The sequence below is a fragment of the Actinoplanes lutulentus genome (assembly GCF_003259845.1).
Lineage (GTDB): Bacteria > Actinomycetota > Actinomycetes > Mycobacteriales > Micromonosporaceae > Actinoplanes > Actinoplanes lutulentus.
Map to the genome: position 1 here is coordinate 73,244 of NZ_QLMJ01000003.1, position 22,981 is coordinate 96,224.

The 22,981-nt window shown below is 68.6% G+C and carries 26 protein-coding genes; 16 read left to right on the forward strand and 10 right to left on the reverse strand.

All coding sequences use genetic code 11. From position 1 onward, the window contains the following. Positions 1-20: 20 nt before the first annotated feature. The 3 genes from B0I29_RS07285 to B0I29_RS07295 all read right to left on the reverse strand — a co-directional run bounded on the left by B0I29_RS07285 (position 21) and on the right by B0I29_RS07295 (position 3,434). Positions 21-902 (reverse strand): SPFH domain-containing protein, encoded by an 882-nt coding sequence (locus tag B0I29_RS07285; protein WP_111648125.1) that lies wholly within the window; start codon positions 900-902, stop codon positions 21-23. A 97-nt stretch (positions 903-999) separates the two neighbouring features. Beyond that, entirely contained in the window at positions 1,000-1,710 is a 711-nt protein-coding gene (locus tag B0I29_RS45640; RefSeq protein ID WP_181557727.1) for a tyrosine-protein phosphatase, read from the reverse strand. Positions 1,711-2,417: 707 nt separating this feature from the next. After that, positions 2,418-3,434 (reverse strand): DMT family transporter, encoded by a 1,017-nt coding sequence (locus B0I29_RS07295; protein ID WP_245972323.1) that lies wholly within the window; start codon positions 3,432-3,434, stop codon positions 2,418-2,420. Between the two features lie 145 nt (positions 3,435-3,579). Here B0I29_RS07295 and B0I29_RS07300 point away from each other — a divergent pair, with 145 nt between their 5' ends. Next, positions 3,580-4,503 carry a phosphotransferase gene (locus B0I29_RS07300; protein WP_111648127.1) on the forward strand — a complete coding sequence of 308 codons (924 nt, stop codon included), beginning with the start codon at positions 3,580-3,582 and terminating at the stop codon, positions 4,501-4,503. A 182-nt stretch (positions 4,504-4,685) separates the two neighbouring features. Continuing rightward, positions 4,686-5,903 (forward strand): phosphoglycerate dehydrogenase, encoded by a 1,218-nt coding sequence (gene serA / locus B0I29_RS07305; protein WP_111648651.1) that lies wholly within the window; start codon positions 4,686-4,688, stop codon positions 5,901-5,903. 46 nt (positions 5,904-5,949) lie between these two features. On the opposite strand, the gene B0I29_RS07310 is transcribed toward serA, so the two are convergent. Further along, entirely contained in the window at positions 5,950-7,269 is a 1,320-nt protein-coding gene (locus B0I29_RS07310) for a hypothetical protein (RefSeq protein ID WP_146616735.1), read from the reverse strand. Positions 7,270-7,774: 505 nt separating this feature from the next. After that, complete coding sequence (locus B0I29_RS07315; protein ID WP_111648129.1) at positions 7,775-8,431, reverse strand: response regulator; 657 nt, start codon at positions 8,429-8,431, stop codon at positions 7,775-7,777. A gap of 227 nt (positions 8,432-8,658) precedes the next feature. Between B0I29_RS07315 and B0I29_RS07320 the strand changes: the two genes are divergently transcribed. The 4 genes from B0I29_RS07320 (at position 8,659) to B0I29_RS07335 (ending at position 11,910) form a co-directional block, all read left to right on the forward strand. Then, positions 8,659-9,141 carry a hypothetical protein gene (locus tag B0I29_RS07320; RefSeq protein ID WP_111648652.1) on the forward strand — a complete coding sequence of 161 codons (483 nt, stop codon included), beginning with the start codon at positions 8,659-8,661 and terminating at the stop codon, positions 9,139-9,141. Positions 9,142-9,154: 13 nt separating this feature from the next. Continuing rightward, the gene (locus B0I29_RS07325) at positions 9,155-9,739 is read left to right on the forward strand and encodes a class I SAM-dependent methyltransferase (RefSeq protein ID WP_111648130.1); all 585 of its coding nucleotides are present in this window, start codon (positions 9,155-9,157) and stop codon (positions 9,737-9,739) included. Positions 9,740-9,802: 63 nt separating this feature from the next. Then, positions 9,803-10,279, forward strand: a complete 477-nt coding sequence (locus B0I29_RS07330; protein WP_111648131.1) for a MarR family winged helix-turn-helix transcriptional regulator — start codon at positions 9,803-9,805, stop codon at positions 10,277-10,279. Next, the gene (locus B0I29_RS07335) at positions 10,276-11,910 is read left to right on the forward strand and encodes an MDR family MFS transporter (RefSeq protein ID WP_111648132.1); all 1,635 of its coding nucleotides are present in this window, start codon (positions 10,276-10,278) and stop codon (positions 11,908-11,910) included. The genes B0I29_RS07330 and B0I29_RS07335 overlap by 4 nt, the downstream gene beginning before the upstream one ends. Positions 11,911-11,967: 57 nt before the next feature. On the opposite strand, the gene B0I29_RS07340 is transcribed toward B0I29_RS07335, so the two are convergent. From B0I29_RS07340 to B0I29_RS07350, 3 genes are all read right to left on the reverse strand, one after another. Beyond that, the gene (locus B0I29_RS07340) at positions 11,968-12,270 is read right to left on the reverse strand and encodes an antibiotic biosynthesis monooxygenase family protein (RefSeq protein ID WP_111648133.1); all 303 of its coding nucleotides are present in this window, start codon (positions 12,268-12,270) and stop codon (positions 11,968-11,970) included. A gap of 63 nt (positions 12,271-12,333) precedes the next feature. Next, positions 12,334-13,140, reverse strand: a complete 807-nt coding sequence (locus B0I29_RS07345; RefSeq protein WP_245972325.1) for a GAF and ANTAR domain-containing protein — start codon at positions 13,138-13,140, stop codon at positions 12,334-12,336. Positions 13,141-13,467: 327 nt separating this feature from the next. Beyond that, a complete protein-coding gene (locus B0I29_RS07350) occupies positions 13,468-13,971 on the reverse strand; it encodes a DUF1360 domain-containing protein (protein ID WP_111648134.1) in 504 nt (167 codons plus the stop codon). Positions 13,972-14,058: 87 nt separating this feature from the next. Between B0I29_RS07350 and B0I29_RS07355 the strand changes: the two genes are divergently transcribed. The 3 genes from B0I29_RS07355 (at position 14,059) to B0I29_RS07365 (ending at position 16,085) form a co-directional block, all read left to right on the forward strand. Further along, positions 14,059-14,493, forward strand: a complete 435-nt coding sequence (locus B0I29_RS07355; protein WP_111648135.1) for a hypothetical protein — start codon at positions 14,059-14,061, stop codon at positions 14,491-14,493. Positions 14,494-14,505: 12 nt separating this feature from the next. Continuing rightward, complete coding sequence (locus B0I29_RS07360; protein ID WP_111648136.1) at positions 14,506-14,832, forward strand: DUF3817 domain-containing protein; 327 nt, start codon at positions 14,506-14,508, stop codon at positions 14,830-14,832. A 293-nt stretch (positions 14,833-15,125) separates the two neighbouring features. Then, positions 15,126-16,085: a C40 family peptidase gene (locus B0I29_RS07365; RefSeq protein WP_245972327.1), complete on the forward strand. Its 960-nt coding sequence runs from the start codon at positions 15,126-15,128 to the stop codon at positions 16,083-16,085. Positions 16,086-16,139: 54 nt separating this feature from the next. On the opposite strand, the gene B0I29_RS07370 is transcribed toward B0I29_RS07365, so the two are convergent. Continuing rightward, positions 16,140-17,141 carry a sigma-70 family RNA polymerase sigma factor gene (locus B0I29_RS07370; RefSeq protein ID WP_111648138.1) on the reverse strand — a complete coding sequence of 334 codons (1,002 nt, stop codon included), beginning with the start codon at positions 17,139-17,141 and terminating at the stop codon, positions 16,140-16,142. 533 nt (positions 17,142-17,674) lie between these two features. On the opposite strand from B0I29_RS07370, the gene B0I29_RS07375 reads away from it, so the two are divergent. Then, positions 17,675-18,364 carry an SDR family NAD(P)-dependent oxidoreductase gene (locus B0I29_RS07375; protein ID WP_111648139.1) on the forward strand — a complete coding sequence of 230 codons (690 nt, stop codon included), beginning with the start codon at positions 17,675-17,677 and terminating at the stop codon, positions 18,362-18,364. A gap of 28 nt (positions 18,365-18,392) precedes the next feature. On the opposite strand, the gene B0I29_RS07380 is transcribed toward B0I29_RS07375, so the two are convergent. Next, on the reverse strand, positions 18,393-19,136 hold the full coding sequence (locus tag B0I29_RS07380) for a dTMP kinase (RefSeq protein WP_111648140.1): 744 nt from the start codon (positions 19,134-19,136) through the stop codon (positions 18,393-18,395). 142 nt (positions 19,137-19,278) lie between these two features. Between B0I29_RS07380 and B0I29_RS07385 the strand changes: the two genes are divergently transcribed. The 6 genes from B0I29_RS07385 (at position 19,279) to B0I29_RS07405 (ending at position 22,957) form a co-directional block, all read left to right on the forward strand. After that, the gene (locus tag B0I29_RS07385) at positions 19,279-19,860 is read left to right on the forward strand and encodes a nucleotidyltransferase domain-containing protein (RefSeq protein WP_111648141.1); all 582 of its coding nucleotides are present in this window, start codon (positions 19,279-19,281) and stop codon (positions 19,858-19,860) included. A 1-nt stretch (position 19,861) separates the two neighbouring features. Next, positions 19,862-20,110: a hypothetical protein gene (locus B0I29_RS07390; protein ID WP_111648142.1), complete on the forward strand. Its 249-nt coding sequence runs from the start codon at positions 19,862-19,864 to the stop codon at positions 20,108-20,110. Next, the gene (locus B0I29_RS07395; RefSeq protein ID WP_111648143.1) at positions 20,107-20,850 is read left to right on the forward strand and encodes a metallophosphoesterase family protein; all 744 of its coding nucleotides are present in this window, start codon (positions 20,107-20,109) and stop codon (positions 20,848-20,850) included. Before B0I29_RS07390 ends, B0I29_RS07395 begins: the two co-directional genes overlap by 4 nt. 45 nt (positions 20,851-20,895) lie before the next feature. Further along, entirely contained in the window at positions 20,896-21,042 is a 147-nt protein-coding gene (locus B0I29_RS45645) for a GPGG-motif small membrane protein (RefSeq protein WP_181557729.1), read from the forward strand. A 190-nt stretch (positions 21,043-21,232) separates the two neighbouring features. Continuing rightward, positions 21,233-22,195: an MHYT domain-containing protein gene (locus B0I29_RS07400; RefSeq protein ID WP_111648144.1), complete on the forward strand. Its 963-nt coding sequence runs from the start codon at positions 21,233-21,235 to the stop codon at positions 22,193-22,195. A 66-nt stretch (positions 22,196-22,261) separates the two neighbouring features. Continuing rightward, positions 22,262-22,957: an HD domain-containing protein gene (locus B0I29_RS07405; protein WP_245972328.1), complete on the forward strand. Its 696-nt coding sequence runs from the start codon at positions 22,262-22,264 to the stop codon at positions 22,955-22,957. The last annotated feature ends 24 nt before the right edge of the window (positions 22,958-22,981 follow it).

Genomic DNA, 22,981 nt, shown 5'->3' on the forward strand with positions numbered 1-22,981 from the left:
TCCCGTACCCAAGAAGGGTTTTAATCGGCCTGACCGACCGGGCGGGTGAGAGAGACGCCGGCGCCCATGCACAGGCCTGGCTCTTTGCTGAGTTTCTCGGCGATCTGCAGACAGCGGGCCACCTGGTCGACGCTCGCATCGGTGCGGGTGATCTCGGCGCGGGTCTTCGCGTTCGCCTTGTCGATCTCCAGGTTGCGGGCTTCGAGAATCTTCTGACCGTACGCGGCGATGGCCTGCGTCGTCGGGTCGTCGTAACGCGGCGACTCGAACGCCACCGACTTCACCACGATCTCGTCGCCGAGCTCACCGGTGAGCGCCGTGATCAGCGGTTCCTTGTAGGTCTTGTTCAGATCCGGCGCCGGCGCGTCATCACTGGTCACGTCAACCACGCCGAGCGGATCGAACGACGCGAAGATCGACGTCATCGCACCGTTGATCTGCGGGTTGACCCGGCGCTCGACGAACACCTCGAAACGGGACTTGCCGTCGACCTCGCGGTAGGCCGCCCAGTTCTCCGGAGCCTTCTCCGCCTTGGCCGACCACTCGATCTGCACCGGAATGCAGGCCCGGCGCTGCGCCGCGATCGTCACCCAGACGCAGTCCTCGCCGAGGTGCGCATAGGTCTGCCCGGACGCGTCCCACTCGTCCACGTCCTGCCACGGCGCGGTCCACTGGAGGCCGGCGCCGGTGGTACGGCCGGTCGGCTTGTTCCAGCTGGTGACGATACCGACGTTCCGGGTCGGAACGACGGTGATGCAGGAGGCGATGAGGAACCCGGCGGCGGCTACCAGGCTGATGGTGAAGGTCAGCCAGGCGTTGCGGGGTTTGGGAAGCTTGCCGCTGACGGCGGCAAGAAGGGCGATGAGTGCGACGGCGGCAAGAACGAGGCCGAAGACGAACAAAGGGGATCCTCACGATGGGGGTGCGTCGACCACCCACGGTAAGGCAAATGATCAACAGTGCGTGGCCGTCCGGGATCTGTTGTCTCTTCGTCGACGCTCAGCCGGCGAGGCGGCGTCGCGCCAGGCTGATGTCGTCGTCCGTCAGCCCACCGTGGCGGAGATAGGTGGTTACGTCGAGTGAGGAGACCACCGCGGCGATGGCCTGCGTGACTGAGGTGCCGTGTTCGGCCAGGGTGGCAGAGAGCCATTGCTGGTATTCCGGCTCGCGTGCGGCGAGCCGTGCGGCGCTGCGCGCGTAGTCAGCGGCGATATCGCCGGCGGACACCCCGGCGAGGGCCAACAGAATCAGAGATGCGATACCGGTTCGGTCGCAGCCGCGCCCGCAGTGCACCAGCACTCCGCCCGGGGCGGCGTGCGCGACTGCCGCCACTACCGTGGCGTGCCGGTCCGGCCAGCGAGCCAGCGCGTCCGCGTAATACAACGGCGTGCCCCACAGACCGTTGTCAGCCCACCGCGCGACGAATTCAGCATCGGCGCCGTCCTCGATACCGATCCGAACCTGGATCAGCGCCGGGTGATGATCCCGTACGTCGATGCTGGTGTTGGGGACGTTGTCGGTCTCCAGTGTTATGACGGTGCGGATGCCGTAGTCCCACAACGCGGCCCATCCCGACGGCGTCAGGTATCGCGGGTGATCGCTGCGCACCACCGCTCCCAGTCGGGTTTGTCCACCGTCTGTCGTTCGTAAGCCGCCGAGGTCGCGAACATTCAGGCAGCCATCCCACTCCAGCTCTCGCCGATCCACCATGCCGCCATCCTGGCGAACACGATCAAACCGGCGCGCGCCGGATTGGTTGTGGCCAGACCGTGGTGGCGGGCCCGCCGGATGCTGCCCTCGCCGTTGTTCAGATCTTGTGCCGTTCGGCCGTCCGATCGACCGCGAACGCACGAGTTTCCGGAGCGGGCCGCCGTGGCTTGTCGATTTCGGGTGGCCCGGGAGCACCTCGGTGACTCGCTGCCACCACAAAGGTGGAGAGCGTCGGCTTTGTGGAAACCCGCGGGGGTCAGAGCACCTACAGGTCTCCAAGATCGGGCCGGCGCCGACGGTATGCCGCGACGAGCGCGCACTCTCCGTGACAATTCGTGGAGAAGGGTGCCACCAGCCGGGTTGATCCCCATGCCAGTGCCGTCGTTTCGTCGAGGACTGGGAAATCATCAGGCCCCGCGGCGGTCAAGCGGGACCCTGCAACCGCCGTGGACTGCAAGGTCAAAGCCGCTCGGGAGAGGTGCGCCAGGCAGGCTTCGAATCTGCGACCGACGGATGAGAAGTCCGTTGATCGCAGGGCGGGCAACCCGTTCGGCATGGAGGCGGGTCACGCCGCGTGGATGGGAGCACACCGTTGATGTCTGTGTGCCTTCATCACGGCCAGGGCATCGACGCGGGCACACGGTACGGCTGTGTGCGACTCCATCCACCCTGCACACATCCAGCCTGCCGCCAGAGCGCAGGTCGAATCAGGGGCCTGTCACTTCAGGGGCTTTGACGCCGCGATCGGCCCGGTCGTCAACCTCGTTGCCATCCGCCGGACCCGGAACGACCGGCTGCCCGCCCGCGTCAGAGACGCCCGGCCGACCCTCGCCCTGCCGACCCTCGCCCGGCCGACCCTCACCCGGCCGACCCTCACCCGGAGCGCCCGGCCTCGAACCCGGAGCAGCCGTCCGGCGGGCCAGGCCCACCACTCCCCACCCCATCACCAGCGCCGCCACGCCCACCGCGACCAGCCCGAAAACCCCGAACCGCACCCGCTCGTCGAACAGCACCACCCCGGCCAGCGCCGCCACCAGCGGATTACTCACGCTGACCGTGGCGAGCGGCGCGGCCAGCCCGGCACCCTTGTACGACAACTGGCCCAGCAGATAGCCGCAGACCGAAAACGCCACCACCATCGCCAGCGCCAGCCCGGACACCGCGCCGAAACCGCCGCTCGTGAACGACGCCAGCACCGCCTTGGACAGCACCGACGCAATTCCAAAAGCGACGCCGGCCGCCCCGGCGAGCAGCATCGCCCGCGCGCGCGGCCCGGCCCACCGGTCCGTGCGGGACGCCACCCACCGGGCGGCCAGCGCGCACACGACGACCACGCCCGCCGTGATCACGCCGAGCACCCGCACATCACCGGAGCCCAGCAGCGCCGGGCCGGACGCTTCCACGGACAGCAACAGAATCACCGCGAGGCCGAAGACGGTCAGGCCCGCGTCGATCCAGGACGCCCGGCTGACCGGGGTCCGGTATCGAATCACCTGGATCGGCAGCGCGAAGATCAGGGTCAGGGTGCCGAGCGCCTGGACGACGGCGACGGTCCCGAAGTTGAGCGCCACCACGTGCAGCGCAACGCCGGCCCCGGTGAGCAGCAGCGCGACGGCCCAGCGGGACAGGCCACGATGGCCGCGCTCGGCGAGACGCTCCTGCGCGACGGCGGCGATCGCGTAACTGGCGGCGGAGAGCAGGGAAAGACCCACGGCCCAGCCCATCGACCCACCCCCGAAGTAATCCGCTCCATCGAACATACCGAGCGCCGCCCACCGAATTACCCGTCACCAAAGAAGCAAACCGACAAAACACTCACCCGGGAAATTCCGTTTCGCCGGCCACCCGCGACCTGCCAACATCGCCCGCATGGTGACGGCAAGTGGTGTACGCATCGGCTGGGCGGATCTGCCCGGCCACGTTCGCGACCGGATCGAGCGGATCATCGGCGGCGGACCGGTGGTCGAGGCGCTCTCCCAGACCGGTGGTTTCTCCCCCGGCACCGCTGACCGGGTCCGCACCGCCGACGGCCGCCGCGCCTTCGTGAAGGCCGTCTCCCCCAGCCAGAACACGGACTCCGCGACGATGGCCCGCCGCGAGGCCAGGATCACCGCGCTCCTGCCCGAGCACACGCCGGTCCCTCGGATGCTGGGAACGTTCGAGCAGGACAATTGGGTCGTTCTCATCCTGGAGGACATCGTCGGCTCGCATCCGCGTACCCCCTGGGTGGAGAGCGAGGTCGACGCGGCCGCGGCCGCGCTCGCGAAGCTTGCCCAGGCACTCACGCCGGCGCCTGATCTTGACCTTCCTCGGGTGACCGATTACGTGGCGTCCGATTTCGCCTGCTGGGCCAAGCTCGCCGCCGACCCGCCCGCCGACCTCGACCCTTGGCTGGTGGCCAACCTCGGCGCGCTGCGCGCGGCCTCGGAGCACGGCCTTGCCGCGATCTCTCACGGCGACACGCTCACTCACTGCGACATCCGAGCCGACAACCTTTTGGTACGCACGGACGGCCGCATTCTCATCGTCGACTGGCCCTGGGGCAGCCTCGGTCCGGCATGGCTGGACACCGTGATGCTCGCCATGAACGTGCTGGTGCACGGCGGCGACCCGAGCCGGCTGCTGGTGGGCCTCGACCCGGACGACGTGACCGGGGTGATCGCCGGTTTCACCGGTTACTTCCACTGGCAGTCCCGGCTGCCGCCTCCTCCGGGTCTGCCGACCGTGCGGGCGTTCCAGAGGTTCCAGGGTGACGCCCTGGTCCCGTGGCTACGCGCCAGGCTGACGGCCTGACTCACAGAAACACGACTGAACCACACCCGCTGCCGGGCCGTAACAGTTACCGCATTGACCGGCAGGTGGGACCTCAAGCACACCGCGCCGGACCGCCCCGCCTCCCGGACTAGGCTTGACCACCGTGAACTGGGCTTCGGCGTGGCGGCCCGGAAGCAGCCCACCGAAACATGGAACGGAAGATGATGATCGATCAGGCCAAGGTGCGAGTCCTTCTTCTGGAGAGCATCCACCCCGACGCGGTTTCCCGGCTCGAGGAAGACGGCTTCCAGGTCGAGTCTCTCCGCAACGCCTTCGACGAGGCTGAGCTGATCGAGCGGATTCCCGGGGTGCACCTTCTCGGCATCCGCTCCAAGACCCAGGTGACGGCAAAGGTGCTGGAGGCCGCAGACAGTCTGGTGGGCATCGGCGCGTTCTGCATCGGCACCGACCAGATCGACCTGCCGCACGCGTCAGCGACCGGCGTGGCCGTCTTCAACGCCCCGTTCTCCAACACCCGCTCGGTCGTCGAGCTGGCGATCGCCGAGATCATCGCGCTGACCCGCCGGCTCACCGAGAAGAACACGCTGATGCACAACGGCGTGTGGGACAAGTCGGCGGACGGCTCGCACGAGATCCGCGGCCGCCGCCTCGGCATCATCGGGTACGGCAACATCGGCACCCAGCTGTCGGTGCTCGCCGAGAACCTCGGCATGTCGGTCTCGTTCTACGACACCGCCGACAAGCTGGCGCTGAGCAACGCGCACCGCTGCGCCAGCCTCGAGGAACTGCTGGAGACCAGCGACATCGTCACCATGCACGTGGACGGCCGTCCCGGTAACGCCGGCTTCTTCGGTGCCGAGCAGTTCGCGAAGATGCGCCCCGGCAGCCTCTTCCTGAACCTCTCCCGCGGCATCGTGGTCGACCACCTGGCGCTGCGTGACGCGCTGAAGAGCGGCCACCTGTCCGGCGCCGCTGTCGACGTGTTCCCGAAAGAGCCGAAGGGCCGGGGTGACGAGTTCATCTCCGAGCTCCGCGGCCTGCCGAACGTGATCCTCACGCCGCACATCGGTGGCTCGACCGAGGAAGCGCAGTCGGACATCGGCGGCTTCGTGGCGAACAAGCTGGCGAAATTCGTGACCGAGGGCAACACCACGCTCAGCGTGAACCTGCCCGGTGTGTCCCTGCCGGAGTCGCCCGGACTGCACCGCATCGTGCACGTCCACAACAACACGCCGGGTGTGCTCGCCCAGGTCAACCGGATCATGGCGGAGCACAACGTCAACGTCGAGGGTCAGATGCTCAGCACCCGCGGCGAGTACGGGTACCTGATCACCGACATCGCCGCCGGTTACGCCGACGAGGTGCTCGTGCAGCTCCGCGCCATGGAGCAGACGGTCCGCCTGCGCGTTCTGGACTGAGATCGTTGTTGAGAGATGCCGCCGGGGTGTTCCCCGGCGGCATCTTTCATTTGGCGTTCTCGACAGTCAGCAGGGTTATCGGCGCGACCGCGTCCACGTCGTAACGGTCGGCGTTCTGCCAGTCCTTCGGCGTGAGCGTGGAGCCCGGCGGAACATCCCGGAGGGTACGAGCACCCGCCGTGACCGTCGACGCGCCGCCACCCACCTTGACCCGCACCGGGCTGCTGGCCGGAGCTCGCAGCAGCAGCTCCTCCACCCCGCCGGTGATCTTCATGGGCACGGTTCCGGTGGCCTTCGCGAGGGTCACCTCGGCCCGGCGGGTTCCGCCCACCACTTCGATTCCGCTGACCCGGCCCTCGCTGAGGTCCAGGACGCGTTCGGCCGCGTACCCGGAGAAACGCAGCGTCCAGCGCACCTCGGCGGCGAGCAGCACCTCGATCTCCCCGCCGGTGGCCTTGTCGGCGTCCCGGGTCAGGTCGAGGCGTACCGCGTCGTCGCGCAGTTCCGCGTTCGGGTAGATGCCGGCGCCCTCGGCCGCGCTGATCCGGTACAGGTCGGTGCCGAGGTCGGCGATCCGCACGCGGACCCGGTCGGTCGCCGCCAGCAGCTCGAACGATCCGATGGTCCGGCCGTCGAGCGGCGCGCTGACCGCCGCCTGGCTGGTGGTGCCACCGCCGTTGCCGAGCTGGAGCATCTCCGGGATCTTGGAGTCCGGCCCGGAGTAGTAGACGATCCCGGTCAGGGCGATCGCTGCCAGCGCCACCACGCCGAGCACCGCCATGCCGAACGTCACGGCCCGCGACTGCCGCGGCCTTTGCGGGGGTACGACCGGAGCAGGTGCCGTGTCGGACCACACGACCGGCTCGTCCCAGACCGGCGCCAGCCGGCCCTCGTTGTTCCCGGACCACGGCGGCGGGGAGTCGAATCCGTCCACCGAGGACGCCGGCCGGTTGGCCGGCTCGAAGGTGATCGGCGCCCAGGAGCTGGTGGCCCAGTGCTCGACGGGCGGGTCCAGGGTCTGCCCGGAGCCGCCCGACGCGGGCGCGGGCTCGAAGCCGGCCGAAGCAGGCGGCCACGGGGCTTCCGGAACGGGGTTCCAGGCGCTCTGCTCCGGCACGGAACGGGGAGCCGGAGCAGGAGCCGGGGCCGGAGCAGGAGCCGCCGCCGGAGTGTCCCGGCGGCGGATGACCGGCAGCGAACCAGAGGCGCCGCTGCTGCGCCGGCCACCACCGATCGGTCCGTCACTGAATCCGAACGAGGCCCGCCCGGGCCCACCGGGAGAGGCCGGCCCGAACTCGGGCGCCGGCGTGCCGGCGGGTGCCTGCTTGACCGTTGGTGCCGGAATAGCGGCGGGTGGCGCCGGCACCGGATCCGCGTCCCCGGAGCGGGATGCGAAATTAGAGCTGGAAGCCGAGCTTGAGGAGAAACCTGAGGGCGAGCCCGGAGCAGGGCTGGACGCCGACAGGGACGAGAATCCGCTGGATGACCGCGAGGAGGACCGGGGTGTGAGCCCCGAGGTCAGCCGCGCCGACGTCCGGGCGGGCAACCCGGTCGGAGCGCTTTTCTCAGCCGCCTTCTTGGCCGGCACGAACGGCTTGGGCATGAACGATTCGTCATCTGCCACAACGGGCACCTCAGACGACCCCGGCGCCCCCGCGCCGAACCATCCGCCTTCTGGTGCATCGGACTGTTTAGCCTCTGGCATCGTCGCCCCCGGACGACGCTGAGGCAGATCGGTGTCGGTCACGGCCGGATCGGACGGCGTGCCGACAGCGGTACGGTCCACTGCGATACCTCCCTGCGACGCCTCTCGGGTAAGGCCCCCGAATGGAGTACGGAAGGAATCGCCTGTCGGATGAGTGACCGGCGATTTACCGCGGGTCAGGTCGGACAAGTCCGCGACGATTGGCGATCGCGACCGCTTCCAGCTGGCTGTGCGCGCCCAGTTTGGCGAGCACGGCTTTCTGATATCCGCGGCACGTGTGCACGCTGATCCCGAGCCGCCGGGCCACCGCGCGAGCGTCCAGACCGGCCGCCATCAGCTGCAACACCTCGTCCTCACGAGCGGTAAGACCGCTGGCCCGGGGCACGCTGACCGGCGACGTGCTGCGCAGCAGACGCGCCAGGATGTCGGTGGAGACGGTCATGCCGCCGACGTGCGCGGTACGCAACGCGTTCAGCACGTCGCCGAGCGCACCGTTCTTGGACAGGAACCCGGCGAAACCGGCGGCGGTCGCCCGGCGTACCAATGCCTGTTCCTCGCTCGCAGTGAGGATCACCACACGCGAATCGGGCTGGCGCACCCTGATCAACTCGGCGATCGCGATGCCGTCGGCATCGGACAGTTCGGGATCGAGCAGGATCACGTCGGGCGTCAGCTCCGCCGCAAGGCTCAACGCCTCCTGCCCGGTACGCGCGTGGCCCACCCACCGAAGATCGGGTTGACCAGCCAAAGCATGTCCGAGCAGCTCTGCGAAGGTCTGGTGACCGTCGACGACGAGGACTCGTATCGTCTCGCCGTTGTCCATACGTCACCTTCCTCTATCCGCCCGTCTGGGCTCCGCGCAGTCTAAGGATTACCTGCCTCGATGGCGGCCCTACCAACAGACGGCCAATGCGGCACCGAGCCTGACACACCCGGTACACCCGACGCCGGGTTGCCTCCGAGCGGATGCGATAACCAGTCTTTCGGCCGAGTGTCCCCCTCGCTTTGGGGCCTTGCTGCCCCGGACTTCGAAGCGCAGAGTTTGTGATCATGTTCGAGATCCAGCTCTTCGGCCGTCTCGAGGTCCGCACGCGGGGCATCAGCCTCTCCGGCGACGACTTCGGCGGCGAGCGTCCCCGTCACCTGCTCGCCCTCCTGGCGCTGCGCGGGGAACGGTCGCTTGTGGATCTGGCGTACCTGGTTGGCGTGCCTGCCGTGACGCTGAAAGACGACCTCGCGGTGCTGCGCGACCGCCTCGAGCCGGGTGTCCGCAGCCGCGACTCGGTGATCGCCGGGCGCCGCAACCGGCTGTTCCTGGTCCCCGAGCGGGTCCGCGTCGACGTCGCCACCTTCGACGAGCTGATCGCGGCCGCCGCCGGCCGGACCGCCGAGCGCGCCGCCCGCCCGCTGACCGCCGCGGCGTACGTGGCCGCCCGCCCGCTGCTGGAGGACGTCGACACGCCGTGGGCCGCCGAGGCGCGGGGCGAATACCGGGCGAAGCTCGTGATGAGCGCACAACCCATCCGGAGCTGAAAAGATCGGTGGGGTGTTCTCCACCCAACTGAAACCGGTCCCGCTCACCCCGGAGATCAGCCTCCATCTGGCCGGCGATCACCAGGGCTTGTTCAGCGGCGACTTCCACAGCGATCAGCCACCCCCGTTCTGGGCCTTCGTCTGGGCCGGCGGCCAGTCCCTGGCCCGCTATCTGCTCGACGATCCCGCGCAGGCGGCCGGCAAGCGCGTCCTTGAGGTCGCCTGCGGTTCCGGAGTGGCCTCGATCGCCGCCGCCCGATGCGGCGCTTCCAGCGTCTGCGCCACCGACATCGACCCGGACGCGGTGGCCGCCGCGCGCCGCAACGCCGCCGCGAACGGCGTGACCCTGGCCGAGACCGAGGACGCCCCTGACCTGGTCCTGGCCGGCGACGTCTTCTACAGCCCGTCGGTCGCCCCGCAGATGACATCGTTCCTGCGTGCGGCCCGGAAAGCGGGTGCCACGGTTCTGGTTGGCGACCCCGGACGCGGGTACTTTCCCGGTCGTCTCTTCGAGAGGGTGGCCGAGTACACCGTCCCGGTGCCGGCCGCGCTTGAGGAGACCGAGTCTCTGGTCTGCGGCATCTGGAAGATGAAATGAGAATGCGTTCATCACGCAACCACTTGTAGGCTGCAACCAAACCTCGAGAGAGATGGCGAACGCTTGCATCACGACCACGACACCGGCCAGCTGGCCGACGAGATCGCCCGATTCATCCGATTGGGCACTCGTTTCCGGGGCATGCTCAAAGTGGGAGACCTCGGTGCCGAGTTCTCCGCGCTCATGCTGCTGCGGCCGCTGCGTGAGCAGGGCCCGATGCGAGTCACCGACCTGGCCGAGATCAAGCAGGCCGACCCGTCGACGATCAGCCGTCAGGTCGCGCAGCTGGTGAAAGCCGGGCTGGCCCGCCGTGAGGCCGACCCGGTGGACGGCCGCGCGTCGCGCCTCGCGGTCACCGAGTCCGGCGTGGCCGCCTGCGATCGGCTCCGGGACGCCCGGGTGGCGCTGCTCGCGAGCGCGCTGCACGAGTGGCCGGCCGACCGCGTCGCCGTCTTCACCGACATGTTCGAAGAATTCAACAGCTTGATCGAGACGCACCTCCGGCTCGATCCCACCGCACCCCCACGGGAGAATCCGTGAGTCACCCGAGCCCACCGGCTACCGCGCCGGTGGAATTCACCCACCGCCAGATCCTGACGATCCTCGGCGGCCTGATGATGGGCATGTTCCTGGCCGCCCTCGATCAGACGATCATGGCGACCGCGACCCGGACCATCGCTGACGACCTCCAGGGCTTCGACCTTCAGGCGTGGGCGACCACGGCGTTCCTGATCACTTCCACGATCTCCACGCCGCTGTACGGCAAGTTGTCCGACATCTACGGACGGCGCCCGTTCTTCCTCCTCGCCATCGGCATCTTCATCGTCGGCTCGTTCCTCTGCGGCCTCTCCGACAACATGTGGCAGCTGGCCGGGTTCCGGGCGATCCAGGGCATCGGCGCCGGCGGTCTCATGTCGCTCGCGCTGGCCATCATCGGCGACATCGTGCCGCCCCGCGAGCGCGCCAAGTACCAGGGCTTCTTCCTGGCCGTCTTCGGCACCGCGAGCGTCCTCGGCCCGATTCTCGGCGGCTTCTTCGCCGGCGCCGACGAGCTGCTCTGGTTGTCCGGCTGGCGCTGGGTGTTCTTCATCAACGTGCCGATCGGCCTCGCCGCGATGGCCGTCGTCGCGAAGGTGCTGCACCTGCCGCACCAGCGGGTCAACCACCGGATCGACTGGCCCGGCGCGCTCACCCTGATCCTCGGTCTGGTGCCGCTGCTGACCGTCGCCGAGCAGGGCCGTGACTGGGGCTGGGGTTCCGGCCGCTCGATCGCCTGTTACGTGGTCGGCGTGGTCGGCATCATCGGCTTCATCCTGGCCGAGAGGGCTTACAAGCACGAGGCACTGCTGCCGCTGCGGCTCTTCAGCAACCGGACCGTCGCGGTCGGCGCCGCGTCCAGCACGATCCTCGGCATGGCGATGTTCGGCGGCCTGATGACCGTCCCGCTGTACCTGCAGATCGTGAAGGGCTCCACCGCCACGATGGCCGGGCTCCAGATGATCCCGTTCGTGTTCGGCATCATGGCCGGCTCGATCACCTCCGGTCAGCTGATCTCCCGGACCGGCCGCTACCGGATCTTCCCGATCATCGGCAGCTCGCTCATGGTGGTCGCGCTCTTCCTCTTCTCCCGGGTCGGCGCGGACACCCCGCTGTGGCAGACCATGCTGGTCATGGTGCTGATGGGCCTCGGCCTGGGCAGCAACATGCAGCCGATGATCACCGCCGTGCAGAACGCTGTCTCGCCCCGGGAGATCGGCGTGGCGACCGGCGCGGTGACGTTCTTCCGCTCGATGGGCGGCACGCTCGGCACCGCGGTCTTCCTCTCGGTGCTCTTCAACGTCCTGCCCGGCAACATCGCCAGCTCGTACCAGGAGGCGGCGAAGGACCCGGCGTTCCAGCAGGCCGCGGCCGATCCGGCGCAGCAGGCGCTGCTCGCGCAGGCGAAGGGCGGTGACGCGCTCACCGACACGTCGTTCATCACCAAGCTGACCGACGTGGTCGCCCACCCGTTCAAGGTCGGCTTCTCGGACAGCGTGCACGTCGTTTACCTGATGGCGTTCTTCATCATGCTGATCGGCCTGATCGTGGTGTTCTTCCTGCCGGAGCTGCCGCTCCAGCAGCGCTCCGCGCAACAGGCCCGCGCCGAGGACGCCCTCAAGGCCGAGGCCTGACAAGATCAAGATCAAATTCCGAGGGTACGGGCGAAGCACCCCGTACCCTCGGAAAACTTACTTATGGACCGACTGGACGACCTCGAACTCCAGGAGGCTGGCACCGCTGGCGACCGGCTTGGCCCGCTCGCCGGAGTGCGCCTCCTTGGCGCCGCCGCTGGACCACGCCTGGAACGCCTCCTCGGACTCCCAGCGGGTGTAAACGAAGTACCGGTTGTCGCCGGACACCGGGCGCAGCAGCTCGAACCCGAGGAAGCCCGGTGAGTTCTCCACAGCGCCCTGCCGCGCGGCGAACCGCTTCTCCAGCTCGGGGCCGGCGCCCTCGGGAACCTCAATCGCGTTGATCTTCACAACAGCCATGCCGTCACGCTACTGCGCATGCCTGAGAGCCGCGGAGACCCGCCGGAGCGGCGAGCCCCGGCGTCACCCGCCGGATTTGCGGGCCGCGGCGGCCACCAGCCGCTCGGCGACGACGCGGCGGTCCAGGCCGAGCCGCTGGGCGCTCTCCTGCAGGATCGAGTACGCCTCCTGCACGCCGCAGCCGCGCTGAGCGATGATCACGCCGACCGCCCGGTCGACCTCGGCACCCTCGGTGAGTGCCGCGCGCCGGCCCAGCTCGCCGAGCAGCACCTCGGCCTGCCCGCCGATCGCCATCGCGGTGACCAGCAGTTCCGGGCCGGGGTCGCCGGCGTCCTCCAGGTACACGCTGAGCCCGCCGACCGCGGTGCGCCGCACGTCGAGCGGGATCGCCGCGACCGCGCGCAGCCCGCTGGCCGTCGCGGCCTCACGCAGCTGCGGCCAGCGCTCGTCGACGGTCAGGTCGCCGGAGGTCACCAGGGTGCGGGTCCGTGCTGCTTCGAGCCCGGGTCCGGTGCTCATCTCGTACTGTCGCCTGTCGAAGATCTCGCTCGCGGAGCCGGAGGCGGCCTCGGTGAGCGGGCCACCCTCACCGATGAGCGCGACCGAGCAACGGACCGCGCCCGGCAGGGAGCTCACCGCGAACGCGGTGAGGCGATCGAGGGCACGCGGCAGCGTGTCCGCGGAGAGCAGGCGGACGGTCAGCTCGTGCAGCATCCCGGCGAGCTCGACCGGGTGCGGGCCGGTGCCGGCGGGGATGTCGCCGGCGAAAAGGCCCGACGTGGATCGCCGTGACCTGCGGGAAGAGAGGGTGCGTCGGAGCGAGCGGCCGCCTGTCGAGGCGGCCGGGACGCGACGTTGCGGAACGGACACGCCAGGGATCCTGCCACGTCGATAAGAAATCGGGGTGGTCGAGGTGCCCCGTTCGAGGGGTCCTGTCCCGATAAACCTTCTCGCCCGCCGAAGACGAAAAAATGCCGGAGAAAGTAGTACGCCGCCCCCCGGCGAACCGGAAGGCGGCGCTGAGTGCCGGTGTGCAGGTCGCCTCGCGGCGAAAGGCTCAACACGGCTCCAGCCGAACTGGTATTCCGTGAAGGCAAAGGGTGAGGCCCGGGGACACTGGGCACACCGGCATTCGTTCTCAACTGTCGGTCGCCCCACGCGATTCCTGCAGTACTTGTGACCTGGATCACATCCAGATCAACCCTCCGCCTTCTCCTTCGCCATCGAGTACGCCATCTGGAGGAAGTCGGAGACCGCCGTGGCGGTGAGCACCGTCGCGACGAGCCGGGTGAACCGGGGAGCGAGCACCAGGCCGCCGGTCAGCCCGGTTGCCACCCAGACGGCCAGGCAGAACGGGCAGGTGACCAGCTCGCCGATGCCGTGCCGGACGCTGCTGCCCTCGTCCCGGACCTCCTCGTTGAGCTCCGCGGCGCCGGCCGGTTCGGCGTACCGGGTGAAGGGCGCCCGCAGCGGGCTGGTCACCGAGTCCTTGGCGATCAACCGGCTGAGCTTGTGTGTGGCGATCGAGATCAGCGCCACATCGGCGAGAGCCGGACGCTCCGGCACCGGGGCGCCGGTCAGCTTGGCGGCGGCCACCAGGCTCGCGGACAGGACGCCGAAGGCGCCCATCGTCACGACATAGCCGTCAAGCGGCCGGTGCTCGTGCGGCGAGTACGCCCGGGCCAAACGCGCTTGGGTCATCGTGCACCTCCGATCTATTCGGATTCCGTCCGTGAGCACCGTTGCCCGACCCGTCAGGCACCAAACCCACGCCGGTACGCTCGGGGCATGAGAGGGCTGTGGACACCCGCATGGATGGCCCGTCATCTGCTCGCGATCGTGCTGACCGCGGGCTGTCTCGGCCTGGGCTGGTGGCAGTTCAGCCGCGCGACCTCCGGCAACTCGATCAGCTGGGGCTACATGTTCCAGTGGCCGGTCTTCGGCGGCTTCGTGGTCTTCATCTGGCTCCGCGAGGTCCAGCTGGCCAAGCGCAAGGCCGCCGGCGAGCCGCTGGAGGAGCCCGACGCTCCCGCGCCGGAGACGCCGCGCGCTCCCGGCGCCCCGGTCACCTTCGGCCGCCCGGTGCGCGTCAGCGCCCGTCCGTCCGCTGCGGACGGCGACGACCCGGAGCTGGACGCGTACAACGATTACCTGGCCTGGCTCGCTGCCCACCCGGGCGCCCGGCACATCGATTACCCCGGCCGCACCCAAGCAGAGAAGTAGGAGACACCCGCCGTGCAGGGAGCCCTGACCCGTTACCGGACCATCGCCTGGATCGTCGGCGTCGTCCTCATCGCCCTGGTCGTGGTCGGCATGCCGCTGAAGTACCTGGGCGACAACCCGATCGTCGTCGAGACCGTCGGGCCCTTCCACGGCTTCCTCTACATGGTTTATCTGGTGCTCACGTTCGACCTGTCGCGCCGCGCGCACTGGCCGTTCAGCCGAATGCTGCTCGTGATGTTGTCCGGCACCATTCCGTTCCTCTCGTTCTGGGCCGAGCGCAAGGTCACGAAGAACTGGGTTCCGGTCGCTGACAATTCACGCTTAGCTGTTGTGGAATGACAGTCCGTTATCGGGATTAATCGCACAACAGCGACTATTGGCATAAATCACTCGGCCAGGTCTTGATTTCTTTTCTCCCGCCGATAAGTTGATGCGGTTGGTTCGGTCCGCAGCCACAAACCCTCCTGTGGCGCCGGCCAACGCCGCCGAATCAATCGCGGCCATCCGGCGCCTTCTCCCCCTACGGTGCCGGCAACCGCGAACCGAACCGGGGACGGCTGGGCCTTCTTCCCGCCCACGCCCGTCGGACCGCTCCCGGTAGGCGGCGCAGCGGAAGAAAGGCCCTCTGACCAGTGCCACACCCCCGTACCCGGCTCCGGGCGCTCGTGGTCGCACTCACCGCGTTCGCGATCACCCTGTCGGGAGCCAGTGCCGCGCATGCGGCGCCGTCCGCCGAGCTCAAAAAGAAGATCAAGGCGGCCGAGGAGAAGCTGGAAGACGTCGCCGAGTCGTACAACAAGATGCGGCTCGAACTCAAGGAAACCAAGGCCGAGTCGAAGCAGCTCGAATCTTCGCTGAAGCCGACCGAGATCGCCCTCGCCGCGGCCACCGCCAAGGTGGAGACGATCGCCACCACGACGTACATGCAGGGCCGTCCCGGTGGGATGACCGTCCTGGTCGCCGGCGACCAGGGCAGCCTCCTGGAGCGTCTCACGTTCCTTGAGCAGATCTCCCGGACGAACCAGCAGAACATCGACACGTACACCGAGACCACTCAGACGTTCGCGGAACGCAAGGCCGCTCTCAAGACGACCCAGGCCAAGCAGACCGCGCAGGTCAAGGAACTCGCCAAGCGCAAGGACAAGATCGAGGGCGACCTCGACGACCTGTACGACATGCGCGAGGCGGCGTACGGCAGTGCCACCGAGGACTCCGGGTCCTACACCGGCAAGATCCCGAGCATCGCCGGCTCGGCGGGCACGGCGGTCACCTACGCCTTCAACGCCATCGGCAAGCCGTACGGGTACGGCGACGACGGTCCCAGCTCCTACGACTGCTCGGGGCTGACCTCGGCGGCGTGGGCGGCGGCGGGCAAGTCACTGCCACACAACGCGGCCGCGCAGTACAGCGCCACCGCACGGATCAGCAAGGCCGACCTCAAGCCGGGCGACCTGATCTTCTACCGATCGAACGGGCACGTCGCGCTCTACGTCGGCGACGGCAAGATCATCGACGCGCCGTCGGCGGGCCGGGACGTGCTGTATCGCGGCATGAACATCATGACCCCGAACGGATACGGCCGAGTGAAGTAACACCAGGCACGAAAAGGCCGGCGCCCCTCGGGGTGCCGGCCTTTTTGTCTACTCTCAGGCGGCCTGGAGGCCCTCGGCCCGGGCCAGCTCACGCAGCCGGCCGAGCGCCTGGATCTCCAGCTGGCGGATGCGCTCGCGGCTCAGCGAGAAGCGCGAGGCCACCTCGGTCAGCGAGTGCTCGCGGCCGTCCTCGAGGCCGTAACGCGCCCGCATGATGCCGGCCGACCGGTCGTCCAGGTGGTTCAGCAGGCCCTCGATGCGCTGGCGCTCCAGGGCGCTCAGCACGATCTCCTCCGGGGAGGGGGCGTCGCTGTCGGCGACCAGGTCGCCGAGGTTGGTGTCGCCGTCGTCGCCGACGGGGGTGTCCAGGGAGACGGTGTCCTGAGCCCAGCGGGTGAGCTCGTTGACCCGCTCCACTGTCACACCGAGCGCCGCGGCGATCTGCTCCGGCTCGGGGTCGCCGCCCAGCTCACGGACGAGCTGACGGGTGACGTTGCGCATCCGGTTGACGTCCTCGACCAGGTGCACGGGGAGACGGACGGTGCGCTCCTGCTGAGCGATGGCCCGGCTGATCGCCTGGCGCACCCACCAGGTGGCGTAGGTGGAGAACTTGAAGCCCTTTTCGTAGTCGAACTTCTCGACCGCGCGGACCAGGCCGGTGTTGCCCTCCTGGATCAGGTCGAGCATCGGCATGCCGGACCGCACGTAGCGTCGTGCGATCGAGACGACCAGCCGCAGGTTGGCTCGGATGAACAGGTCCTTCGAGTGCTGGCCGTCGGAAACGATCCGCTCCAGCTCTTCCCGGCTCACACCACGCCGTTCCTCACCCTGATCGAGCAGGTGCTGAGCGTAGAGGCCCGCCTCGATCGCCCGAGAGAGCTGTACCTCTCGCTCGGCGTCCAACAGCGGCGTCCGGGAGATCTCGTGCAGGTAGACTCCGACGAGGTCGCGCTCCTCGGCGACCTGATCGGTACGCATCACGGTGTTCTTCTCCACGTTGCCCACGGTCCCCTCATTGCCGTCACTAACCCTGTTACGGGCATTACCTGCGTCCATCAGCCCTCTCCCGTAACGTCCGCAGCACGTGCATTGCGGTTGCTGACATCCACATAACAAATTGCAGCCTGCACTGATTCCGGCTGGCGGATCGAAAGTGTCACGAACGCCTGGGTGATAGCTGAGAACCCAGTGCGGGGAAGCTGAGTGCGGTCTCTTGCGGTCTGTCGTGTAGACAGCCGGATACCCGTCGCGCGTCTCTCATAACACCATCGGCCTCTCATCGATCACAGCGACGGGCATCACCCTGGGCTACGCGATGCTCGTCACCCCGAAGTACGGAAAACGCACTCGGCGGGTTCATGTGCAGCATCGGCCGGCCGATGACGGGCCTGAAACAAACGCCACGGGCAAAAGATCCCCGCACTTGGGCGCACGAACGGGACCACCGGTCACAATGCGCCACGCCGCCCCGCAGATCACTCGCCCACACGGGTGACGCCGCATCTAACGGGAACATTCCCAGGTGGCAGCCAGGTAGCCCGCACAAGTGAGCAAAAGCACAGACACCGCCGTGTGACAAGCTTCGGCGCATGACGGACACGCGTACCGCGCTCGTGACGGGCGGCACCGGCGGATTGGGCTCCGCGACGATCTCTGCGTTTCTCGCGGCGGGATGGCGGGTGGTCGCCCCGGCCCGCCCTGGAACAGCCGCGCGGCTTCCCGCGGGCGCGATCCCGGTGGATGCGGATCTCACCGACGCGGCTCAGGTCAGAGCCGCGGCCGAGGCGGCGGCAAGCGACCAGCGCGCCCCCCTCAAGGCGGTGGTCAATCTCGCCGGTGGGTACGCCGGAAGCGGGCTGATCGCCGACACACCGGTCGAGGAGTTCGAGGCGATGTTCGCGGCGAACCTGCGACCGACGTACCTGACCACGGCGGCCGCGCTGCCGCACCTGGTGGCCGCGGGCGGCGGCTCGGTCATCTGTGTCTCGTCCCGTGCCGCGGTGTCGCCGTTCCCCGGAGCGGCCGGGTACGTGACCTCCAAGGCCGCCGTGCTGGCGTTCGCCGAGACGGTCGCGGTCGAGTACAAGAAGCAGCACGTGCGCTGCAACACGGTCCTGCCCAGCATCATCGACACGCCTGCGAACCGGGCAGCCCAGCCGGATGCCGACGTCAGCCGCTGGGTCAGCCCCGAGGAGATCGCCGCGGTGATCCTCTTCCTGGCCTCGGACGCGTCCGCGCCGACCAGCGGCGCCCGGATCCCCGTTTACGGCGCGGCCTGAGTTTTCGGTCTCCGAGGGGCTCCAGCGCTCAGAGTGACTCCGCGAGCTGCAGTCCGAGCATCGCGAAGGCGGCCAGCAGCGGCGCGGCGGCGAGCACCAGCGTGCGCGTCGCCGGCCGGTGCCGCGGCGCGGGCACGACCACCGGCCGGGCCGCCATCCGGACTTTCAGCTCACGCTGGATCTCGGCGGCCACCTCGTCCGGAGTGCCGTTCGCGTCGATCACCACGAAGGCAGGGAACTCCGGCAGCGAGCGATAGGCGGCATCGGCGGCCCTCAGGTAGTCCATCTCCTCGTGGTCGTACCCGCGGCGGTCGATCCGCAGCTGGGCCGCGGCCGGGTCGACCGCGAGCAGGAACGTGACGTCCGGCGCCGGGAACAGCCGGTACGCGAGCCGCGCCCGGCGCTCGGCGACCGGCTTCGCCCCGCGGGCCCGCAGGCTCGCGTACTGGCAGTACGCGTACCGGTCCATCACCGCGATGTCCCTGGCGAACGCGCGGCGCAGAATCGTGCGCAGAATGGCGAGCCAGCGCAGCACCGACTCGATGCCGAGCATCGCCCGGCGGCCCACCAGTTCCTCGGCGTCGGCGCGTCCGAAGAAGCCCGCGACCCGGCCGACCCAGTGGCGGCCGCCGGCGTTACGGCGGTAACCCGCCGCGATCCCGGCGGCGGTCAGCTCATCGGCCAGCCGGTGTGCCTGGGTCGTCTTTCCGGAGCCGTCGATTCCGATGAGGGCGACGGTCCGGACGGCCGGGGACTTCTGCTGGGGAGCCATACCAACTTACGGTAGCGCCGGCCTGCACGTTCCGTTTCCACATCGTGGGGCGCCTCGGCCGGGCGAGAATGACCTCGGGGGTTCAAGGTGGGACGACTCCGGGTAGTCGTTCACAGACCGGACACGGGACCAGGAGGTCGCCATGCCACACCGTGTGGACGAGGGATTGGCCGTCACCTTGAAGCGCGTAGCGTCCACGCTCAAGGGCGCGGACATCCCCTTCGCGCTGGGCGGGAGCTTCGCCGTGTACGCACGCGGCGGGTACTCCAGCGACCATGACGTGGATTTTCTGATCCGCGAGCAGGACAAGGACCGGGCTCTGCAGGAGCTGGCGGCGGTCGGTTTCGAAACCGAACAGCCGCCGGAAGACTGGCTGGTCAAGGTATACGACGAGGGCCGGATGGCGGACCTCATCTACCGGCCGGTGGAGTCACCGGTGACCGACGAGACGCTTCAGGACACCGACCAGATCTCGGTCGAGGCGATATACATGCCGGTCATCTCCGCAAGCCAGCTGATGGTCCACAAGCTGCTCAGTTACAGCCAGCACTACTGCGATTTCGCCACCGGGCTGCCGGTTGCCCGCTCGCTGCGCGAGCAGATCGACTGGGACCGGGTACGCCGGGAGACCGCCAAGTCGCCGTACGCGGACGCGTTCTTCGTGCTCCTCGACCGGCTGGACGTGGCGTCGTTCCCGGCCCACGAGCTGAAGGTAGGGGGATGAGATGACCAACCAGATCGACCTGGAAGCCGAGATCCAGCGACTGCTCACCGAGCACGACCGGATCGCCGAGCAGGGAATCACGATCCAGCGCCGGGAGCACGCGATAGTCCTCGGCGGGGAGGTGGAGAGCGCTCAGCGCCGCGACGAGATCTGCCGGCAGATCACCGGCCATTTCCCGGAGATCGAGATCACCTGCGACATCGGCATCACCCGCGCACAGGCGCCCATCGAGGTGGAGGAGATTTCATGATCCGGATCGCCGCCGTGGGCGACGTCCACGTGGACAAGGACGTTCTGGGCCGTTACCGGCCCGCCCTGGAGGAACTCCCCGATCGGGCCGACGCGCTGCTGATCGCCGGTGACCTCACCCGGCACGGCACCGTCGAGGAGGCCCGCTGCTTCGCGACTGAATTCGGCGGGCTCGGCGTACCGGTCGTGGTGGTGCTCGGTAATCACGATCATCAGAGCGACCTTCAGGACGCGGTCACCGGCACGCTCACCGACGCGGGCATCACCGTGCTGGAAGGCTCGGCGACCGTCCTGGAGATCAACGGCCATCGGCTCGGCATCGCCGGCAGCAAGGGGTTCGGCGGAGGTTTCGCCGGGGCCTGCGCCAGCAACTTCGGCGAGCGGGAGATGAAGAACTTCGTCGGCACCACCGAGGAGATCTCGGCCCGGCTCGGCGAGGCGCTGCGCTCGGTCGAGTGTGACGCGCTTGTCGCGCTCACCCATTACGCGCCGGTGCCGGAGACCCTGATCGGCGAGCCGCTGGAGATCTACCCGTTCCTCGGCTGCTATCAGCTCGGCCAGGCCATCGACTCGGCGCCGACCGCGCTCGCCCTGCACGGGCACGCGCACCACGGCTCGGAGCGCGGCCGTACGCCCGGCGGCGTTCCGGTCCGCAACGTGGCGCATCCGGTCATCAAGCAGGCGTACAACGTGTACCAACTGCTGTCTGAAACCGTTGATACCGAACTGTTGCCTGCCTGATTGATCACAGGTTTTCGATTTCCCGGGTCCGGGTAATCGAAGGCCATGGCTCTTCTACTCTGGATTCTCGCCGTCATCCTCGTCGTCTCCGGCATCCTCGCGCTGTTCCGCAGGCAGGTCCTCTGGGGGGTTGTGCTGATCATCGTCGGCCTCCTCGTCGGCCCCGGTGGAGTCAGCATCTTCAACGTATGACGCCGTGACCCATCCACGGCCTTAGCGTCAACCGGGGTCGCCGCCGCTTCGTCCGAGATCGAAAGACTCGGGCGGGGCGACGGTGGTCCCGGTTCTCTTTGGCCTACTGACGCACATGAGGTGCGATGTACGGTCGCTGATTTCTGACTGAATCCCCCGCGGACGATCGCCGACTCCCGCGAGGTAACCAGTGGCTCACGTGCATCACTTCACCTATGGGGCGTTCAACCCGATAGCCGCCTATCTCCTGGCGTTCCTCGGTTCGTTCCTCGGCTTGCTCTGCACCGGACGGGCCCGCGACGCGCACAGTCGCGGCCGGCGCAACCGATGGCTGGTGATCGCGGCGTTCGCGATCGGTGGGGGCGGCATCTGGCTGATGCACTTCTCGGCGATGCTCGGCTTCGACGTCCCGGACAGCCCGGTCCGGTACGACGTCACGCTGACCCTGCTCAGCCTTGTCTTCTCGGTGCTGACCGTCGGCATCGGGCTGATCGTGGTCGGGCACGGCAAACGCAGTACCGCCCGGATCCTCACGGCCGGCGCGCTGACCGGCAGCGGCGTCGTCGCGATGCACTACACCGGAATGGCGGGCATGCGGATCGCGGCCACCATCCACTACTCCCCCGTGCTGGTCGTCGCCTCGGCGGCAATCGCGCTCGCGGCCAGCACTGTCGCGCTCTGGTTCGCCGTCTCGGTTCGTGGCTGGCTCAAAATCATCGGCGCCGCCGCCGTGATGGCCGTGGCGGTCTGCGGCATGCACTACACCGGGATGGCCGCCATGTCGGTCGAGCTGGACCCGGCCGGCACCCCGCCCGGCGGCATCCGCCCGCTCACCATGCTCGTGCCGATCACGGTGATCACCGCGGCCACGATCATCGGGGTGGCGCTGAGCGCGTTGCAGGCGATGACCGAGGAGGAGTTCACCGACGGTGCCGGCACACCGAAACGTGGCGTGCACGCGGAGAACCCGCCGCCCTGGTCGCTCAAGAACGCCTCGATGGGCGCGGTACGCCTCACCCCCGCCGCCCGTGCCGTGGTGTCCGGCCGTACCTCCGCCAACCGGCCCTCGCCCGGCCCGCGGCCCTCGCCCCGGCCGGTTCCGGCGGCGCCCGCGTCCACCCCTGCCGCACCACCGGCCACCTCGGGGGGCTGAGAGAAACCCACGAGCCGCCGTGATCGGGTATATCTGATCGGCATGGCACCACGGATGCTGCTCTCGATGCCACTTCACGCGATCACGGAGGTGTACGGCGAGGCCGGGTTACGTGACCGGTTCGCCCTGGAGCTGGAGTCCTTCCCCGACCCCGACCGCAAGCAGCTGACCGAGGCGCTCGACCTGGCCGCCGCCCTGCACGCCGAGGACCGGCGGGTCCGCGAGCCGTACCTGAACCATCTGCTCCGGGTCGCCATCCGGATCATCAAGTACTACGGGGTACGCGACCTCGACGTGCTCGTCGCGGCGCTGCTGCACGACGCCGTCGAGGACCATCCCGCCGAGCTCGGTGGCGTGCCCGAGCAGACCCCGTACCCGGAGGCTGTCGAGGCCGCGCTGGCCGAGCTGGGCCGGCGTTTCAACTGCCGGGTCGCCGACCTGGTCAGCTCGGTGACCAACCCGGAGTACGACCCGGGACGCGATCGGCACGAGCAGTACCGGGAGCACGTCGCGGAGAGCCTGGAACGGGATCCGTGGGCGCGCGTGATCAAGATCTCGGACTTCACCGACAACGGTGTCGGGGTCATCCACACGACGATGGACAAGGCTTTCCGGTCGGCCACGAAGTACCGTCCGCTGGTCCCTACGCTGCGCGAACTCGTCGGGCGGCCGGACACTCCGCTCTCCACCCAGGCCAAGGAACACATCCTCGATCAGCTCGACCTGGCCGAGGAGCGATTCGCGGCCATTCTGGACGTCTGAGGTAGGGCGCGGCCTAACCTTGGG

What these genes read in the sequence shown, in the direction of transcription:
- B0I29_RS07375 (WP_111648139.1), top strand. Translation starts at nt 17,675, where the DNA reads ATGACGGACACGCGTACCGCGCTCGTGACGGGCGGCACCGGCGGATTG.
- B0I29_RS07300 (WP_111648127.1), top strand. Translation starts at nt 3,580, where the DNA reads ATGGTGACGGCAAGTGGTGTACGCATCGGCTGGGCGGATCTGCCCGGC.
- B0I29_RS07385 (WP_111648141.1), top strand. Translation starts at nt 19,279, where the DNA reads ATGCCACACCGTGTGGACGAGGGATTGGCCGTCACCTTGAAGCGCGTA.
- serA (WP_111648651.1), top strand. Translation starts at nt 4,686, where the DNA reads ATGATGATCGATCAGGCCAAGGTGCGAGTCCTTCTTCTGGAGAGCATC.
- B0I29_RS45645 (WP_181557729.1), top strand. Translation starts at nt 20,896, where the DNA reads ATGGCTCTTCTACTCTGGATTCTCGCCGTCATCCTCGTCGTCTCCGGC.
- B0I29_RS07370 (WP_111648138.1), bottom strand. Translation starts at nt 17,141, where the DNA reads ATGGACGCAGGTAATGCCCGTAACAGGGTTAGTGACGGCAATGAGGGG.
- B0I29_RS07380 (WP_111648140.1), bottom strand. Translation starts at nt 19,136, where the DNA reads ATGGCTCCCCAGCAGAAGTCCCCGGCCGTCCGGACCGTCGCCCTCATC.
- B0I29_RS07405 (WP_245972328.1), top strand. Translation starts at nt 22,262, where the DNA reads ATGCCACTTCACGCGATCACGGAGGTGTACGGCGAGGCCGGGTTACGT.
- B0I29_RS07350 (WP_111648134.1), bottom strand. Translation starts at nt 13,971, where the DNA reads ATGACCCAAGCGCGTTTGGCCCGGGCGTACTCGCCGCACGAGCACCGG.
- B0I29_RS07320 (WP_111648652.1), top strand. Translation starts at nt 8,659, where the DNA reads ATGTTCGAGATCCAGCTCTTCGGCCGTCTCGAGGTCCGCACGCGGGGC.
- B0I29_RS45640 (WP_181557727.1), bottom strand. Translation starts at nt 1,710, where the DNA reads ATGGTGGATCGGCGAGAGCTGGAGTGGGATGGCTGCCTGAATGTTCGC.
- B0I29_RS07355 (WP_111648135.1), top strand. Translation starts at nt 14,059, where the DNA reads ATGAGAGGGCTGTGGACACCCGCATGGATGGCCCGTCATCTGCTCGCG.
- B0I29_RS07315 (WP_111648129.1), bottom strand. Translation starts at nt 8,431, where the DNA reads ATGGACAACGGCGAGACGATACGAGTCCTCGTCGTCGACGGTCACCAG.
- B0I29_RS07340 (WP_111648133.1), bottom strand. Translation starts at nt 12,270, where the DNA reads ATGGCTGTTGTGAAGATCAACGCGATTGAGGTTCCCGAGGGCGCCGGC.
- B0I29_RS07390 (WP_111648142.1), top strand. Translation starts at nt 19,862, where the DNA reads ATGACCAACCAGATCGACCTGGAAGCCGAGATCCAGCGACTGCTCACC.
- B0I29_RS07295 (WP_245972323.1), bottom strand. Translation starts at nt 3,434, where the DNA reads ATGGGCTGGGCCGTGGGTCTTTCCCTGCTCTCCGCCGCCAGTTACGCG.
- B0I29_RS07395 (WP_111648143.1), top strand. Translation starts at nt 20,107, where the DNA reads ATGATCCGGATCGCCGCCGTGGGCGACGTCCACGTGGACAAGGACGTT.